This window comes from uncultured Rhodococcus sp. (genome assembly GCF_963525155.1).
Lineage (GTDB): Bacteria > Actinomycetota > Actinomycetes > Mycobacteriales > Mycobacteriaceae > Rhodococcus_F > Rhodococcus_F qingshengii.
Window position 1 is genome coordinate 14,632 of record NZ_CAURKP010000055.1, and the last position, 15,507, is coordinate 30,138.

General features: G+C 62.1%; 15 protein-coding genes and 1 pseudogene. 4 read left to right on the top strand and 12 right to left on the bottom strand.

The genetic code is table 11. The annotated features are described in order from the left end of the window. Positions 1–50: 50 nt before the first annotated feature. Genes RWT78_RS13690 through RWT78_RS13705 form a run of 4 tightly spaced genes read right to left on the bottom strand, consistent with a single transcriptional unit; the run spans position 51 to position 4,125 of the window. On the bottom strand, positions 51–611 hold the full coding sequence (locus RWT78_RS13690) for a hypothetical protein (RefSeq protein WP_314676208.1): 561 nt from the start codon (positions 609–611) through the stop codon (positions 51–53). Positions 612–660: 49 nt separating this feature from the next. Then, entirely contained in the window at positions 661–1,464 is an 804-nt protein-coding gene (cmrA, locus tag RWT78_RS13695; RefSeq protein WP_003945312.1) for a mycolate reductase, read from the bottom strand. A gap of 19 nt (positions 1,465–1,483) precedes the next feature. Then, positions 1,484–3,514 carry an NADPH-dependent 2,4-dienoyl-CoA reductase gene (locus RWT78_RS13700; RefSeq protein WP_003945307.1) on the bottom strand — a complete coding sequence of 677 codons (2,031 nt, stop codon included), beginning with the start codon at positions 3,512–3,514 and terminating at the stop codon, positions 1,484–1,486. Next, complete coding sequence (locus RWT78_RS13705) at positions 3,511–4,125, bottom strand: PadR family transcriptional regulator (protein WP_047888983.1); 615 nt, start codon at positions 4,123–4,125, stop codon at positions 3,511–3,513. Before RWT78_RS13705 ends, RWT78_RS13700 begins: the two co-directional genes overlap by 4 nt. 128 nt (positions 4,126–4,253) lie before the next feature. Here RWT78_RS13705 and RWT78_RS13710 point away from each other — a divergent pair, with 128 nt between their 5' ends. Continuing rightward, positions 4,254–5,615 carry an MFS transporter gene (locus tag RWT78_RS13710; RefSeq protein WP_007733331.1) on the top strand — a complete coding sequence of 454 codons (1,362 nt, stop codon included), beginning with the start codon at positions 4,254–4,256 and terminating at the stop codon, positions 5,613–5,615. On the opposite strand, the gene RWT78_RS13715 is transcribed toward RWT78_RS13710, so the two are convergent. The 3 genes from RWT78_RS13715 to RWT78_RS13725 all read right to left on the bottom strand — a co-directional run bounded on the left by RWT78_RS13715 (position 5,605) and on the right by RWT78_RS13725 (position 8,072). Then, a complete protein-coding gene (locus tag RWT78_RS13715) occupies positions 5,605–6,426 on the bottom strand; it encodes an acyl-CoA thioesterase II (protein WP_287979870.1) in 822 nt (273 codons plus the stop codon). The genes RWT78_RS13710 and RWT78_RS13715 overlap by 11 nt on opposite strands. Positions 6,427–6,501: 75 nt before the next feature. Continuing rightward, entirely contained in the window at positions 6,502–7,341 is an 840-nt protein-coding gene (locus RWT78_RS13720) for an alpha/beta fold hydrolase (protein ID WP_003945355.1), read from the bottom strand. Positions 7,342–7,376: 35 nt separating this feature from the next. Then, complete coding sequence (locus tag RWT78_RS13725; protein ID WP_003945327.1) at positions 7,377–8,072, bottom strand: TetR family transcriptional regulator; 696 nt, start codon at positions 8,070–8,072, stop codon at positions 7,377–7,379. Positions 8,073–8,240: 168 nt separating this feature from the next. Between RWT78_RS13725 and RWT78_RS13730 the strand changes: the two genes are divergently transcribed. The 3 genes from RWT78_RS13730 to RWT78_RS13740 are packed head-to-tail and all read left to right on the top strand — an operon-like array spanning position 8,241 to position 10,841. Then, on the top strand, positions 8,241–9,374 hold the full coding sequence (locus tag RWT78_RS13730) for a ferredoxin reductase (RefSeq protein ID WP_050656813.1): 1,134 nt from the start codon (positions 8,241–8,243) through the stop codon (positions 9,372–9,374). Positions 9,375–9,409: 35 nt separating this feature from the next. Then, positions 9,410–10,582 (top strand): acyl-CoA desaturase, encoded by a 1,173-nt coding sequence (locus RWT78_RS13735; RefSeq protein ID WP_064689260.1) that lies wholly within the window; start codon positions 9,410–9,412, stop codon positions 10,580–10,582. A gap of 13 nt (positions 10,583–10,595) precedes the next feature. Next, positions 10,596–10,841, top strand: a complete 246-nt coding sequence (locus tag RWT78_RS13740) for a hypothetical protein (protein WP_003945295.1) — start codon at positions 10,596–10,598, stop codon at positions 10,839–10,841. Between the two features lie 154 nt (positions 10,842–10,995). Here the strand turns inward: RWT78_RS13740 and RWT78_RS13745 are convergent, their stop codons facing one another. The 5 genes and pseudogenes from RWT78_RS13745 to RWT78_RS13765 all read right to left on the bottom strand — a co-directional run. Next, complete coding sequence (locus RWT78_RS13745; protein WP_003945367.1) at positions 10,996–11,163, bottom strand: hypothetical protein; 168 nt, start codon at positions 11,161–11,163, stop codon at positions 10,996–10,998. A 243-nt stretch (positions 11,164–11,406) separates the two neighbouring features. Beyond that, complete coding sequence (locus RWT78_RS13750; RefSeq protein WP_003945326.1) at positions 11,407–11,550, bottom strand: hypothetical protein; 144 nt, start codon at positions 11,548–11,550, stop codon at positions 11,407–11,409. 363 nt (positions 11,551–11,913) lie between these two features. Next, positions 11,914–13,173 (bottom strand): CdaR family transcriptional regulator, encoded by a 1,260-nt coding sequence (locus tag RWT78_RS13755; protein WP_003945374.1) that lies wholly within the window; start codon positions 13,171–13,173, stop codon positions 11,914–11,916. Positions 13,174–13,657: 484 nt separating this feature from the next. Then, a complete protein-coding gene (gdhA, locus tag RWT78_RS13760) occupies positions 13,658–15,001 on the bottom strand; it encodes an NADP-specific glutamate dehydrogenase (protein WP_314676223.1) in 1,344 nt (447 codons plus the stop codon). Between the two features lie 248 nt (positions 15,002–15,249). Further along, a pseudogene (locus tag RWT78_RS13765) lies at positions 15,250–15,507 on the bottom strand (hypothetical protein); the annotation flags it as partial.

The window sequence follows — 15,507 nt, forward strand, 5'->3', positions numbered from 1 at the left end:
CCGAACGAGGTTGACGCGGCTCTGACGGCCTCGGCACTGTGCCCGTGGACTCACTGTGCCCGTCGCCGCCTCCATCCGAACCAACCGAGCACCGCGAGCAATGCCACCGCGGCGCCTCCGCCGATGACCGTCGATCGGTCGGCGGACACACCAACGGACGGAGTTCCGCCGGCACTCGGGGTGTAACCGGCGCCGTACACGGACTCGACCGCCGCTTGGATGTCGAACCCGGTTTCGGTAGCCGGCCCGCAGCTGTGCCCCTCGTGCTCGGCGTCGACGTAGTACGGCGCAGAAACGAACATCAGCTGCTCGGTGCCGAGCACGTAGCTTGTGCCACAACCGTTCCCGTTCGCGAGTGTCCCCACCGACGTCACCGATGCCAGATCGCCTTTGTAGACCCGGCTGACGTCGAACAGGTAGGTGTCCTCGAACCCGTCCGAAGTTTTCTCCGTCGGAGTCCCGAGGAAAACGGTGCTGGAGACGCTGACGGCTTCTTCCGGGGTAGCCGATGATGCGCACGAACATGCATTCGCTGCCGTGGGCAGCAGTAAGGGCAACCCTCCGGTCAAAAGAAGGATTGCCCCGACTGCCAGTGTTCTTCGCATCGCCATTAACCGACTATATGGTCTGCTATGGCCTGCTCTGAGAAGTTTGAGTGAATCAGCCGCCGAGCTTCTTGTAGAACGTGCCCACGATCGGCGCAACGACGGCACGCGGGCTGTAACCGCCCGCGACGGACATCGCCTTGCTCAAGATGCCCGGTACGACGCGCATCTTGTTCTCGGCCAGGCCGTCGAGCGAGACCTTGGCGGTGTACTCGCTCGAGATCCAGAAGAAGTCCGGGACGAGCTTGTCGACGATCGACGCTTCGGCCGGGTCCGGGGTTTCGGTGCGTACGGGGCCTGGGGCGAGCAGGGTGACGTTCACTCCGGTGCCCTTGAGTTCACCTCGCAACGATTCCGCGAAGGTGTTCACGAACGCCTTGGTGGCGGCGTACGTCGCGTTGTTGGGGATCGGCATGTTTCCGGCCGCGGACCCGACCATCAGGATGGCTCCGGACTTGCGCGCGAGCATGCCCGGCAGCACGGCCAGCGTGAGATCGTGCACTGCAACGGCGTTGAGCTCGACCTGGTCGCGCTCGTATGCCGGGTCCAGCTCGGCGATCGGCCCGAAGGTGGCGATACCGGCGTTGTTGCACAGGATGCTGATGGCGCGGCCACCGAGTTCCTCGACCAGAACGGCACGCGCCGCGCTGTCGGAGAGGTCCGATGCACGGACCTCCACCTCGACGCCGTGCGCGGCACGAAGCTTCTCGGCGAGGACCTCCATGACCTCGCCGCGACGGGCAACGAGGATCAGGGAGTGTCCGCGTGATGCCAGATCAGCGGCCAGTGCCTCTCCGATGCCGGAGGAGGCGCCGGTCACTACGGCGCGGGCTGTGGTTGTGGGTGTCGGCAGGCTCACGATCAGTCAGCGTAGCCGGTCAGATCTTCGCGGCCAGTCGTGTGCCCTGTTCGATGGCACGCTTGGCGTCGAGTTCTCCAGCGACATCCGCGCCGCCGATGATGTGGGTCACCACGCCCGCGACGGTCAGTTCGTCCACCAGATCGCGAACCGACTCCTGCCCGGCGCAGATGACGATGGTGTCGACCTCGAGAAGTCGGGGCTTCTCGTGCTTCTCACCGAAGGTGATGTGCAGGCCGGCGTCGTCGATGCGCTCGTAGTTGACGCCCGAGAGCTCGTGGACGCCCTTGTTCTTGAGGGCCGCCCGATGGACCCAGCCGGTGGTCTTCGCGAGGCCGGCGCCGATGCGTCCTGGCTTGCGTTGGAGGAGGTAGACCTCCCGCTCGGAGAGCTCCGGTACCGGAGTGGTGAGAGCGCCCGGGGCCATTTCGGGTTCGGTGACGCCCCATTCCTGCTTCCACTCCTTGAGATGAAGAGTGGGGGAAGTGGGGTGCGTGAGGAATTCGCTCACGTCGACGCCGATGCCGCCGGCGCCGATGACGGCGACGGACTTGCCGACGGGCTTGCCCTCTCGGACGACCTCGGCGTAGGTCAGCACCTTCGGGTTCTCGATGCCGGGGATCTTGGGAACCCGCGGCGTCACGCCGGTGGCAACCACGACTTCGTCGAAGGAGCCGATGAGATCTGCCGGTGCGACGCGGGTTTCGAGCTTGACCGTCACTCCAGCCACGTCCAGCATGCGGGTGTAGTAGCGAATGGTCTCGGCGAACTCTTCCTTACCCGGAATGAGCTGTGCGATCCCGAATTGCCCGCCGATCTTGTCCGAGGCCTCGAACAACGTGACCGAATGACCACGCTGAGCAAGGTTGAGTGCTGCGGAAAGTCCGGCGGGGCCGGCACCGACGACGGCGAGGTTCTTGGTCCGCCGGGTGGGGGAGAGGATCAACGTGGTCTCACGGCCCGCGCGCGGATTGAGCAGGCAGGAGACCTGCTTGTGAACGAAGGCGTGGTCGAGGCAGGCTTGGTTGCAGGCAATGCACGTGTTGATCTCGTCGGACGCTCCGCGTTCTGCCTTGTTCACCCAGTCGGGATCGGCGAGCATCGGCCTGGCCATCGAAATCAACTGCGCGTCACCGCGGTTGAGGATCTCTTCGGCAGTCTCGGGCATGTTGATCCGATTCGAGGCGGCTACCGGAATGTCGACGTGCTTCTCGAGCTTGCTCGTGATGTCCACGAAGGCTGCTCGGGGAACCGAGGTGACGATGGTGGGCACCCGTGACTCGTGCCATCCGATGTCGGTGTTGATGATCGTGGCGCCGGCAGCTTCGACTTCCTTTGCCAACGAGACGATTTCATCCCAGGTCTGACCGCCCTCGACCAGGTCTGCCATCGACAACCGGAACACGATGATGAAGTTCGGGCCGACGGCCTTGCGTGTGCGTCGCACGATTTCGACTGCCATGCGTCGACGGTTCTCGGAACTGCCGCCCCACTGGTCGGTGCGCTTGTTCGTGCGCTCGCAGAGGAACTGGTTGATGAAGTAGCCCTCACCGCCCATGATTTCGACGCCGTCGTAACCCGCGGACTTGGCCAGACGCGCGCAGCGAACGTAGTTGCGGATCTGCCAACGCACCCCACGGCCGGTCAGCTTGCGCGGACGGAACGGATTGATGGGCGCCTTGATCGACGACGCGGAGACACTGAACGGCTGGTAGCTGTAGCGGCCGGCGTGCAGGATCTGCATGGCGATCTTTCCACCCGCTTCGTGAACGGCCTTGGTGATCCGGCGGTGACGGCGCGCTTCGATGCGGTTGGTCAGCTTGGCACCGAAGGGTAAGAGCCAACCGGTGCGGTTGGGCGCGTAGCCGCCGGTGATGATCAAGCCGACTCCGCCACGGGCACGTTCGGCGAAGTACTCGGCCAAGCGGTCGGTGTCCTTCGCGCGATCTTCGAGGCCGGTGTGGATCGATCCCATGACGACGCGGTTCTTCAGCGTCGTGAATCCGAGGTCGAGCGGTTCGAGCAGGCGGGGGAACTGTGTATCCGTCATGACTGAAGATGTCCTTCCGTGGCGTACTCGCCAGTGTCTTCGGTGGCGTACTCGCCGGTGTCTTCGATGGCGTACTCGCCAGTGGGCAATGCGTCCAGAACTTCCTGGCACCAGTCGGTGAATCCTTCTTCGACGCGGATGCCGCCGCGAAGTACGAGGTACTGGTGCAGTGAAGAGCCGGAAAGCGCTGCTGGATTGGGGAAGTCACGCTTTTCGATGAGTCGGTAGACGTCGAGGCGGGCGGCGTGGCCGTCGCGGTGGCGAGCGACTTCGCGTCGTAGAGCGGGGAGATCGGCGTGCGCAGCGGCCCTGATCTTGATGGCCAACTCGTTGCGCAGGTGGTTCGGTTCGGACGGCTCTGCGATCCATCGGGTCAGTTCGGCGCGGCCGGCATCGCTGACGCGGTACATCTTCTTGTCCGGTCGGCCGTCCTGCGCGATGGCCTCCACCTCCACCCAGCCCGCCTCGTCCATACGCTTGAGGACTCGGTAGATCTGCTGGTGCGTCGCGCTGTGGAAGAAGCCGATCGACTTGTCGAACCGGCGTGTGAGGTCGTATCCCGACGCATCCTGTTCGGACAGGGAGACGAGCAACGCATGTTCGAGTGCCATGGAAAAAGTATCTATGCACTCAGGTGCGTATGCAACTAAGTGCGTACTAACTCGGGTGCATAGAACGTCTTGTATGTCGACTTCGGAGAGAGGCGCCGAGTCGCCCGCGCGCAGTTAGGCTTCGCCGTATGAGCGCCGAGTCCACGAGCACGCAGGCAGAGCCACCCGCAGGCATCGGCGGTGCGGCCACGAAGAGTCAAGTGTTCGCATGGGGGCTGTGGGATTGGGGATCGGCCGCATTCAACGCAGTGATCCTCACGTTCGTCTTCTCGGTTTATCTCACCGACGCGGTCGGTGACGACCTTCCCGGCACGATTTCGGCAACTACGTGGCTCAGCTGGGCACTCGGAATCGCCGGCTTCTTCATCGCGATTCTCGCTCCGATCACCGGACAACGTTTCGATGCGTCGGGTAAACGTAAACTCTCGCTCGCGATACTGACCGGCATCACCGTGCTCTCGATGGCGGGCCTCTACTTCGTCGAGGACAACTACCGCTATCTGTGGCTCGGATTGGTTCTGCTCGCAATCGGTTCGGTGATCTTCGAGCTTGCCGGCGTTCCCTACAACGCCATGATGCGGCAGGTGTCGACACCGGAGAATCTGGGTAGAGTCTCCGGTTTCGGCTGGGCCATGGGATATTTCGGCGGAATCGTGCTGCTGTTGCTGTGTTACTTCGGGTTCATCGTCGGCGACGGCGACACTCGGGGATTCCTGGGATTGACCACGGACGGCGGCATGAACATCCGGATGGTGGCACTGCTGGCTGCAGTGTGGTTCGCGGTCTTCGCGATTCCGGTGTTCTTCAAGGTTCCCGAGTTGCCCAGCCCCGCGGTCGATCCGGGAGCGTCCAAGGCCGGGTTCCTCGACTCCTATCGGGTGTTGTGGCGCGATCTGCGCGAACTCTGGAACGTCGACAGGCGCACGATCTGGTACCTGATCGCGAGCGCGCTCTTTCGTGACGGTCTCGCGGGCGTGTTCACCTTCGGAGCCGTGCTGGCTGTCAACGTCTACGGAATCAGTGCGGCCGACGTGCTGTTGTTCGGTGTTGCGGCCAACGTGATTTCCGCAATCGGTGCATTGGTGGCCGGACGTTTCGACGATCGGATCGGACCCAAACAGGTCATCACCGTCTCGCTGGCGTCGATGATCGTGGTCGGCGCGATATTGATCGCGGTGTCGGGGCCGGTGATGTTCTGGATCTTCGGTCTCGCGCTCTGCCTCTTCGTCGGGCCCGCTCAGTCTTCGGCACGAACCTTCCTGGCGCGCATCACCCCGCCTGGGCGTGAAGGTCAGATGTTCGGCCTGTATGCGACCACAGGCCGAGCAGTGTCGTTTTTGGCACCGACACTGTTCGGCCTGTTCGCATGGCTCTTCGGTGCAGACCGTGCCGGCATCATCGGACTGCTGGTGGTTCTCGGCGTCGGTCTTGCCGCATTGTCGATGGTGAAGGCGCCGGAAGGGGACAGTGCGCTTCCCGTCAATCCTTGAAGTAGACCAACTGGTGTGTCGTAGCGAGCAATGCGCCGTCACTGCCCCAAATTTCGGCCGACTGATCGAAGTATCCGTTTCCGAACCGTTGGGTCCGCGCCGTTCCCAGGACGGAATTGTCTGCCTGTTCGGTCAGCGTCTGAGCGTCGGCGTGGAAGTAGATGGTCATCGAGACCGTTCCAGCCGGAGCCATCTTGCCTCGGCGCAAGAAGACTCGTGGGAAGAAGACATCGCACAGTGCGGTCAGCGACGTGAAGTCGAGAGCGCGAGCCGGCCGATCGCGCACCCAGAGCGTCGTTGTCGAGTCGGGATGCTCGCCCGACTCCAGGTCGGGGATCGCACCCTCGACAAAGCGCATCTCGTAGTTCTGTGCCCAGGCGATGAACTCGGGGAACGGCAGCAGCGTAACGTCTTCGGCCGACGGAACTTCCGGCATCGTGATCTCGGTAGACGACCAGGTTTCACGCCTGGTACCGAACACTGCCGTCGCGGTAGTGGCGACGGTTCCGTCCTGAGACAGTTCGATGGACCAGTGCTGCGTCGAGCGGTTGGTGCGCACCGGCCGGGCGGAGATCTCGAAGGCGCCCTCGGTGATCGGACCGGCAAAGTTGACGGTCAACGACAGCGGATCGCCGAGGCGTTCGGGGTGCTTCAGTACGGATTCGAGCAACGTGGCAGCGGTGACGCCGCCGAATGGCCCGACCATGTTGTTGTACGCCGGATTGGTCTCGCCGGTCGACAAGCCGGCGGTGAGTGGCGTCAATCCGACAGCAGCGTCGAAAGGATGGGGTGGTGCAACGGTCTCGGTCATCGCAGAACTCCTGGTGATGGAATCAATTCGGCTCTATGTATGACAACATACATAGAGCCGAATTCGTCGCGGCGATCAGGATCCTGCACGTGCGAGGATCGCCTCGGCCAGCTCTTCGGCTCGCTCTTCCGGAATCCAGTGACTTCCGCCGTCGAGCACGACGAACTCGTAGGGGGCGTCCACGAATTCACCACAGCGTTCTGCGCCTGCGCGGCCGAGCGCTGTGTCGCCGGTGCTCCAGACATACGTGGTCGGCACGGTGGTGCGATCGATGTCGCCGAAGTCGCGGGTCATCGCGCGGTACCAGTTCAAGGCGCCGGTCAGCGCGCCCTCCCCGCTCAGGACACGAATGTGCTCGTCGGCGAATTCAGGATCGATCTGGCCGTCGAACATGGCGCGCAGCCGGCGAAAGTTGTCCTCCGACAACACTTCCTCGGCTTTGCCCTCCTGTCGGAGAAGTCCGATGTACGACGAGCGTTGTTTTTGGTCCTCGTCCTCGCGGAGTGCCCAGCCGAAGGCGGTGGGGTGGGGGACCGAGATCGCGGTCAGACTGCGGATCCGGTTCGGATGGCGACCGGCGACCTGCCAGGCGACCGCCGAACCCCAGTCGTGGCCGACCAGATGCGCGTCGGACAGGCCGAGTGCGTCGAGCAATCCGACGACGTCGGCTACCAGGTGCTCGATCTTGTAGGCATCCACCCCTTCGGGGCGTGCGCCGGCGGAGTAACCGCGCTGATTCGGTGCGATAACGCGGTAGCCCGCTGCGGTGAGCAGCGGTGTGACCTTGCCCCAGGATGCGGCGCTCTCCGGGAAGCCGTGCAGCGCTACCAGCGGAATGCCGTCGTCCGGGCCCGAGATCAGTACGTCGAAGGTGAGGTCGCCAACGGGGATTTCGTATGTACTCGTGGAAGACATGACTCTCACCGTACGTCGAAAAGGTGAACCCGAGGTCAGTTTCGAGGTGGATTCCAGGTGGCCATTCCGAGCATGATGACTCGCAGTTGCTTCTCGGCTCGTGTGATGACGGCGGCTTCGTCGCGATACCCGGCGGTCCCGGCGTCCAGCAGTTCGACGACAGCACTGAACATCGTCGAGACGATCAGGTCGGCAGCCATTTCCAGATCGTCCGACGACCAGCTTTCCAGTCCGGCAATTCTGGAGAGGTCGATGGTCAGTTCGCTGACGAACAACCGCATTTCAGTGGCTATCGCACGTCGTACCTCACTGACGCCGCTGTAGCGTTCGCGGCAGAGGAACCGAAACTGTCGCTCGTGTGTATGCACTTGTCGCACAAGGATGCCCAGGGACGTAGCGGCGTCCTTGGTGCTGGGATTACGCCTTGCGTCGCGCAGCATCTGGCGCAACATACGCATGCTCTCTTCGACGAGGACGACACCGACGTCCTCCAGTGAAGCGAAGTGGCGGTAGAACGCCGTCGGAACGATCCCGGCTTCCCTGGCTACCTCTCGCAGGCTGATTCCGGCGAAGCCGCGATCGGCCGAGAGGTCCATGGCAGTGTCCAGGAGTGCTTGGCGTGTGCGTTCCTTCTTTGCGGCACGACTTTCCGGCTCCCTGTTGTCGGGTTCCCTGCGCTCTGGGTTCACCGGTCCGGCCTTCGTCACGACGTCGAGTGTAGGTACAGGCATTCCGGCTCCTTTCGGCAACTCGTGTAACTCGGATCACATTCTTGTTGACATGTACTTGTGTGCACCTGTCACACTATCTTCGGTGAACATTTGTACACTGAATTCACGCAGTCGGGGGAAGCTAGCCCAGCAATCGATACACCCGGCAATCGAAGTACGAGGAGGGTCATGACAATCGCATCTGCTCCTGAGAACACGACACCGAAGTCCACACCTCGGCGCGGACTGTCCTTGGTGGGACTGATCGAAGCCATGGCTGCTCCACATCAGATCGATCGGTATCTCGAGTTGGTCAACCCGATGGCGACCGTTCGTGACATCCGCGCGCAGGTTGTCGCCGTCGACCATCCGACGGCTGACTCCGTCACTCTCACGCTGCGCCCGACGCGCCAGTGGCGCGGTTTTCAGGCGGGCCAGTTCGTGCAGTTGGGCGTGGTGATCGACGGTGTTCGTCACACTCGCTGCTACTCGCCGGCCGGGGGCGCGTCTACGCGCAGCGGGCTGATCGAGCTCACCGTCAAAGCGCATCCGGGTGGCTTGGTGTCGCAGTATCTGTACGCCAACGCAGCGCCCGGGCTCGTTGTCAGCCTCTCGCAGGCAGACGGGGTGTTCTCCCTTCCCGTCGACCGCCCGCGTCGGGTGTTGTTGATCAGTGGCGGCAGTGGAATCACCCCGGTCATGTCGATGCTTCGGACGCTGGTGGAGGAGCAGCACTCGGGCGAGATCGTGTTCGTGCATTACGCGAACACCGATGCCGACGTGGCGTACACGCGCGCGCTGAAGACCATCGCCGAGCAGAACCCGAATGTGAAACTGGTACTCGTGTACACCGAAAGCGGTGGAGGTGACCTCGAAGGTTTCTTCGATCGCGGGCACCTCGACGCGGTGGCTCCTTGGATCGCCGATCCGGACACGATCGACGCTCAGGCTTATCTCTGCGGACCTCCCGGACTGATGCGGGGAGTGCGTGAGGTGTTCCGTGAGGTCGACGTCGAGCACTTGCTCAACACCGAGGAGTTCGCGCCGGCGGTGGCCGAGCCGGGGGAGGCCGGCGGCGAGGTGTCATTCACCAAAAGTGGGGTGGCGGCCGAGAACTCCGGCGAAACACTTCTCGAACAAGCAGAAGCTGCGGGCCTCAATCCCGAGTACGGATGCCGGATGGGAATCTGCTTCTCCTGCACCTCCGTCAAGAAGGCGGGCCGTACCCGAAACGTGCGCACCGGTGAGACAGACGACGAGCCGGACAAGAAGATCCAGCTGTGCGTCAGTGCTCCCGTCGGCGACGTCACCGTCGACATCTGAAGTCCCATTTTCCACACGACTGTCTGGAGACCGACATGTTTGGACTTTCACTTCCCACCCTCCCGTTCCTCGGCAACGGTTCCGATGCGAAGGACGACGCTCCCGTCGTCCTGACGTACGAGCAGGTCGAGGAGATCGGCCGCGAGTTGGACGCATTGCGCGATCGCACCGTCGCCTCGCTCGGGGCGGAGGATCGGGAGTACATCTACAAGATCATCAAGGCTCAGCGCGGGTTCGAGGTCGCAGGTCGCGGCTTGATGTACCTCGGCTTCCTGCCTCCGGTGTGGCTCGCGGCAGTCGGTGCATTGAGCGTGTCCAAGATCCTCGACAACATGGAGATCGGCCACAACGTCATGCACGGTCAGTACGACTGGATGCGTGAACCAGGGCTCAATTCCGAAGTCTTCGAATGGGATACGGTGTGCCCGGCCGACCAGTGGCGTCACTCGCACAACTACATGCATCACACGTACACCAATATTCTCGGCAAAGACCGCGACATCGGATACGGCATCCTGCGTATCGACGACGCGCAGAAGTGGAACCCCTATTACCTCGGTAATCCGGTCTGGGCCTTTGCCTTGATGATGCTCTTCGAGTGGGGCGTGATGATGCACGACCTCGAGATCGAGAACGTCATCCAGGGCAAACGCAAGTGGCACGACGTCAAGCCGCTTCTGAAGGGCTGGTGGAACAAGGCGGGCAAGCAGGTCCTCAAGGACTACGTCATCTTCCCGGTTCTCACGGGGCCGCTGTTCGTGACCACTCTCGCGGGGAATGTCACCGCCAACCTGGTCCGGAACGTGTGGACGTACTCGATCATCTTCTGTGGCCATTTCCCCACCGGTGTCCAGAGTTTCACCGAGGACGAGACGGCCGACGAGACTCGCGGGCAGTGGTACGTGCGTCAGATGCTCGGCAGCGCCAACATCGAGGGAAGCCCGCTCTTCCACATCATGTCCGGCAACCTCTCGCACCAGATTGAGCACCACCTGTTCCCGGACCTGCCTGCGCATCGTTATCCGGAACTCGCTCCCCAGGTGAAAGAATTGTGTGGGAAGTACGGTTTGCCGTACAACACCGGTGGGTTCTTCAAGCAGATCGGTTCGGTATGGGGCAAGATCTTCAAGCTCGCTCTTCCGCCCGGTTTGGTCAAGTCGACGACCCCTCCCGGTGTTATCGTCGAGCGCCAGCGAACTGCAGCCTGAGAGGCACACACTGATGGTCGGGAAATTCGAACGCCGCAAGGACACGGTCCAGGAACTGACCGAAAGTGCAGCCAACCACGTGGGCTCGATCGCGATGATCATCGCCGGGGCCGTTCGAGACGTGACGCGCGAGATCGGCGACTGGGTGTCCGACGGAATCGAGATGCGTGAAGCAGCGAAAAAGGCTGCAGCTGACGATCGTTCGGAGTCCGTGACCATCGAGCACGACGACAGCGATCCACCTGAAGACTGGCGTTGATTCACCGCGGCGGACGGCCTGATCGCGCAACCGCGAGCCGTTTCGCCTGAACGACCACGTTGCCCTCCGTCACAGATGACGGAGGGCAACGTGGGTTTCGTGGACTGTTTCGGCGGCCGAAGACGCGGATCGAACACCGATCACAAGTGAGGTCCTAAGCAGCGCTGCCGAGGCTCGCCGAGTCGAAGCTGCCGAGCCCGGTGCTACCGAGACCGCTGCTACCGACTCCGCCCAGTGCGAGTGCATTGCTGCTGCCCGCGCTCAGTAGCTGGACGATGATGTTGATGACGATGGGGTCGCCGGTGAGCGGAATTGTAGGCACAGGGGGACCTGCTTTCTGTTTCGAGATGTGGTGAGAAGGTGAGCGGCGACGGGATCGTCGACGTGGTCAGGCGGGCTTTTTCAGCCACTTCCGGTGCTGCCGAGCGACACGATGGAGCCGTTGCCGAACCCGAGTGCTCGGGAGAGTGAGCCGAAGTCGATGACCAGGCTGCCCAGGGTGTGCTGGTTTATCACGGTGGTTCCTGTCTGTGCCGCGACTGTGTGATGCGAGCGGGTAAGTCGATCAGGGAGCAGGCGTCGTGGGAGTTTCGCCGCCGCCGCCAATCGGAGAGTTGTCGGTGTAGAGGAAACTGCTGCCGGCGTTGAACATCTGTAGGACGGTGTTCAAGACGACGGCCAAAGCGCCTGTGGTTGGTGCGGCGATCATGTGCTTGCTCCTGGTTTCAGCGGTGGCGACGTGGTGGTCACCGTGGTCACCGCCATCACAGTGTCAGGCGGCTTGGAGCGGGCCCTGCGCGAGAAATTCTCTCGCACAGGGCCCGAGATTCGTCCTAGGAGACGCCGCCGCCATCCGTCGAGCCCGTGCCGGTGCTGCCCGCGTTGAAGAGCTGCAGGATGGTGTCGAAGAAGGCACCGAGGAGAGCGTTATCCTGGCCGTTGATCATGTGTTTCCCCTTAATTGTTACTGGTTTGCGCGGTGATTCGCACCACACTTTTATAGCCCGGTTCGGAGCGGAAAAGTGGGGTCCAGGCGCCACACGTGGACAGCTAATAGCGAGGATGTGAGTGTTCACATTTTCGCTGGACGATTGTCCACATCAGTGCTTGCGAAGGTCAGCGAGATCATGGCAGCGCGCAGTTTGAGCAGTTCAGAGGGCAGGGCCGGATCCAATCCGGTCAGGGTTGCGATGCGCTTGATTCGATTGTCGACGGTGTTGGTGTGCAGGCCGAGCGCCGACGCGGTGCGCTGACGATGCTGGCCGTTGGCGAGATGTATGGACAATGTCTGTAGCAGTTCCGGATTGCCGTCGAGTGGCTTGAGAAGATTGATCAAGCTGTCGCGGCCTGCGCCACCCCGAGTGAGTTGATACTCGAGCGCGAGGTCTTCCATTCGGTAGGACCGCGCCGGCAGTCTCAGGCGCCGCACGAGTTGCGCCAATTCGTGAGTGGTTGCTTGGGCGGCGGCGATATCTCGTACCGCGGCGTTCTCGGCGATTGCTGTGATCTCCACCCCGACCGTTGCGCGTGCACGTTGGATGACCTCGCACACTGTTCCCCAGTCGGGTGTGCCCTCGATCAGGACCAGACCACGTTGCGGTGCAGGAGCTTCGAGCAGCGCCGACCCGAAGTGGGCCGCGATTTTCGATTGAGCGACGGAGAGGTCACGGTAGGCCTGTATGCGCTGGTGGTTGCCGTTGCGTGCTCCCGGGCGGATGGGCGGCAGGTTCACCAGGAGCCGCAGGACGAGATAGCGGGGTGCGAGTTCAACGCCCATCTGCAACGCAAGCTGGGTGGGATCGTCGCCGTCCAGCATGGCTTTCACGAGAGCGCCGGCGGAGTATTCCCCGAGTTGGGAACCGGCTGGGAGAGCCGAGAGATAGCTGATCGAGATGAACGAGTGAAGCCGCTGCGCGAGTGCGAACAAGAACTCGTTGAGATCCCCGAGATTGGCGGAGTCCTCGGCGTCGGCCCGGCTGAGGATGAGGGTGCGAAAAGTGCTGATGCCCTCGTTGGTCAAGTTGAGGATCGCGCTGAGTGGCACGCCTTTCAATGCTTGTTGGACGGTCATCGTGTGAATGCCGTCCAACTCTTGGTCGGTGGGAAGTTTGCGGTGATCCAATAGCTGGATCCCCACTTGGAGCCCCTGCACGATCACCGCAATCAGTTCCCGACGTACTGCCTCCGTTTGGAGGGAAGTCAACGTCGGGTTGGCACGGGACAGGTGATCTACGAGATCGCTTGCCAGTGGGATGACGTCGTTGACCGCTGTGGAGGCGGGCTTGCCTCCCAACATGAGCGGTCCCGGGTTGTTCAGCAGCGCTGGGGACATGGGTGGCCTCCTCTAGACAGGTGCGTCGCCTGGCACAGGCACCCGGAGGCTCGGCGCGTTACGAAGCGGGGTACACGCTGAGGCCTTGTTCGGGGGCATACTCGCCGCTGAAATTTGCGGATCGAATTGCGCCAGGCGTTGTGATTTCTACCACATGAACGATCGTCCAACTGTGAAATGGACAAATGTGAAGATAAGTCCATATGCCCCACGCGCTGCGGACCTAAACAATCGTCCACTTACGGTGTTTTTCGACGTCAGAGCGGAAAACGGTTTCGGAGGACACCACGAGTTCCGTCTGGGATCATTGCCGCGCCTACGGTGCTCGTCGCGGGCGATTTGCTCAGATCAAGCTCGAGGGCCCTGGGTCCTCGCGGACCCAGGGCCCTCGCGGCCTAGGTATTGATTCGACCAGTCCGATGTACGGGAACCGGTTCAGGGTGAAATCACCCTTTTTGTACTGCTGTCTGTGGTGCGGAAATCTCTAGATGACGCCCAGTGAAATCATGGCGTCGGCCACCTTCACGAAGCCGGCAATGTTCGCGCCGTGCACGTAGTCGCCGGGCTTTCCGTATTCGGCAGCGGTGTTGATGGTGCGCTTGTGGATGCCGCGCATGATTCCGGCGAGACGCTCGTCGGTGTACTCGAAGCTCCAGGAATCACGCGAAGCATTCTGCTGCATTTCGAGAGCGGAGGTTGCAACGCCACCGGCGTTGGCCGCCTTGCCGGGTGCGAAGGCTACGTTCGCGTCACGGAAGAGCTGGATGCCACCGGGGGTGGTGGGCATGTTCGCGCCTTCGGCAACGGCCTGAACGCCGTTGGCGATCAAGGTCTTTGCGGCATCTTCGTCGAGCTCGTTCTGAGTCGCGCAGGGGAGTGCGACGTCGCACGGCACGTCCCAGATGGAACCGTCGGCGATGAACTCGGCATGCGGAACTGCGTCGGCGTACTCGCTGATGCGGCCGCGGCGAACTTCCTTGATCTCCTTGAGGAGGTCGAGATCAATGCCCTTTTTGTCCACGATGTATCCCGAGGAATCCGAGCAGGCGATCGCGACGCCGCCGAGCTGGTGGATCTTCTGGATTGCGTAGATGGCGACATTGCCGGATCCGGAGATCACGACGTTCTTGCCTTCGAGGCCTTCACCCTTTGCCTTGAGCATTTCGGCGACGAAGTACGCGACGCCGTAGCCGGTGGCCTCGGTGCGAACCTGCGATCCGCCCCAGGTGATGCCCTTGCCGGTGAGGACGCCCGACTCGTACGTGTTGGTCAGCCGCTTGTACTGACCGAACAGGTAGCCGATCTCGCGACCGCCGACGCCGATGTCGCCGGCCGGAACGTCGGTGTATTCACCGATGTGACGCTGCAGTTCGGTCATGAAGGACTGACAGAAGCGCATGACCTCTGCGTCGGAGCGGCCCTTGGGATCGAAGTCCGAGCCACCCTTGCCGCCGCCGATGGGCAGGCCGGTGAGTGAGTTCTTGAAGATCTGCTCGAAGCCGAGGAACTTCACGATGCCCAGGTTGACGCTGGGGTGGAAGCGCAGGCCGCCCTTGTAGGGGCCGAGCGCGGAGTTGAACTGGACGCGGAAGCCGCGGTTGACCTGGACATCGCCGTTGTCGTCAACCCACGGAACGCGGAAGATCAACTGGCGTTCCGGTTCGCACAGACGCTGGATGAGACCGTAGTCGGCGTAGTGCGGGTCTTTGTTCAAGACAATTTTGAGGGAGTCGAGTACTTCTGCGACGGCCTGGTGAAATTCGGGTTCGCCAGCGTTGCGCTTCAGCAGCATGTCGTAGTAGCTGGACACCTGTTCATCAACGGACATGTTATTTTTCCAATCTCCTCGCACACCCACCGGGATGTTCCTGCGTGCGGCTAGGTTTAAAAAGCTTGGTTTAAAAAGCTCGGTTCAACAGTTTGGGGCCGATTTATATTTTTCGTTTCCTTCTTGCCTCATGCAAGTCAAGCGGGCCTGCGGGAACGCACGCACCGACACGGGTTTTCTGTCATCCACTAGTTTTTCGCTGGTGGGGCGCGCGTCATGTCACCCCAGTAGCAACGCTGTTATATCTATCACATAGTAGAAAGATCCACCGGAGTGGGTCTGTCCGTGCCACCCAGCAGCTTGCGCGGAGCGTCGAAAAGCATGACGTCCGGCATGGAATACCCCAGCGGGACGGGGGCACAGCGCACGCGGTCGCGGGAAACCGCACCGAGTTCTGAGAGCACCAGGTCAATCACCGTCGGGTTGTAGGTCATGAACATGTGTCCACCGTGGTTGTCGGGGCACACATCCTGCACCACAATGTTATCCACATCCGCGCTCTGACC

Coding starts and splice junctions, on each gene's coding strand:
- gdhA (WP_314676223.1), bottom strand. CDS start 15,001: ATGTCCGTTGATGAACAGGTGTCCAGCTACTACGACATGCTGCTGAAG.
- RWT78_RS13740 (WP_003945295.1), top strand. CDS start 10,596: ATGGTCGGGAAATTCGAACGCCGCAAGGACACGGTCCAGGAACTGACC.
- RWT78_RS13755 (WP_003945374.1), bottom strand. CDS start 13,173: ATGTCCCCAGCGCTGCTGAACAACCCGGGACCGCTCATGTTGGGAGGC.
- RWT78_RS13705 (WP_047888983.1), bottom strand. CDS start 4,125: ATGGCACTCGAACATGCGTTGCTCGTCTCCCTGTCCGAACAGGATGCG.
- RWT78_RS13715 (WP_287979870.1), bottom strand. CDS start 6,426: ATGACCGAGACCGTTGCACCACCCCATCCTTTCGACGCTGCTGTCGGA.
- RWT78_RS13725 (WP_003945327.1), bottom strand. CDS start 8,072: ATGCCTGTACCTACACTCGACGTCGTGACGAAGGCCGGACCGGTGAAC.
- RWT78_RS13710 (WP_007733331.1), top strand. CDS start 4,254: ATGAGCGCCGAGTCCACGAGCACGCAGGCAGAGCCACCCGCAGGCATC.
- RWT78_RS13720 (WP_003945355.1), bottom strand. CDS start 7,341: ATGTCTTCCACGAGTACATACGAAATCCCCGTTGGCGACCTCACCTTC.
- RWT78_RS13735 (WP_064689260.1), top strand. CDS start 9,410: ATGTTTGGACTTTCACTTCCCACCCTCCCGTTCCTCGGCAACGGTTCC.
- RWT78_RS13700 (WP_003945307.1), bottom strand. CDS start 3,514: ATGACGGATACACAGTTCCCCCGCCTGCTCGAACCGCTCGACCTCGGA.
- RWT78_RS13690 (WP_314676208.1), bottom strand. CDS start 611: ATGGCGATGCGAAGAACACTGGCAGTCGGGGCAATCCTTCTTTTGACC.
- RWT78_RS13730 (WP_050656813.1), top strand. CDS start 8,241: ATGACAATCGCATCTGCTCCTGAGAACACGACACCGAAGTCCACACCT.
- RWT78_RS13750 (WP_003945326.1), bottom strand. CDS start 11,550: ATGATCGCCGCACCAACCACAGGCGCTTTGGCCGTCGTCTTGAACACC.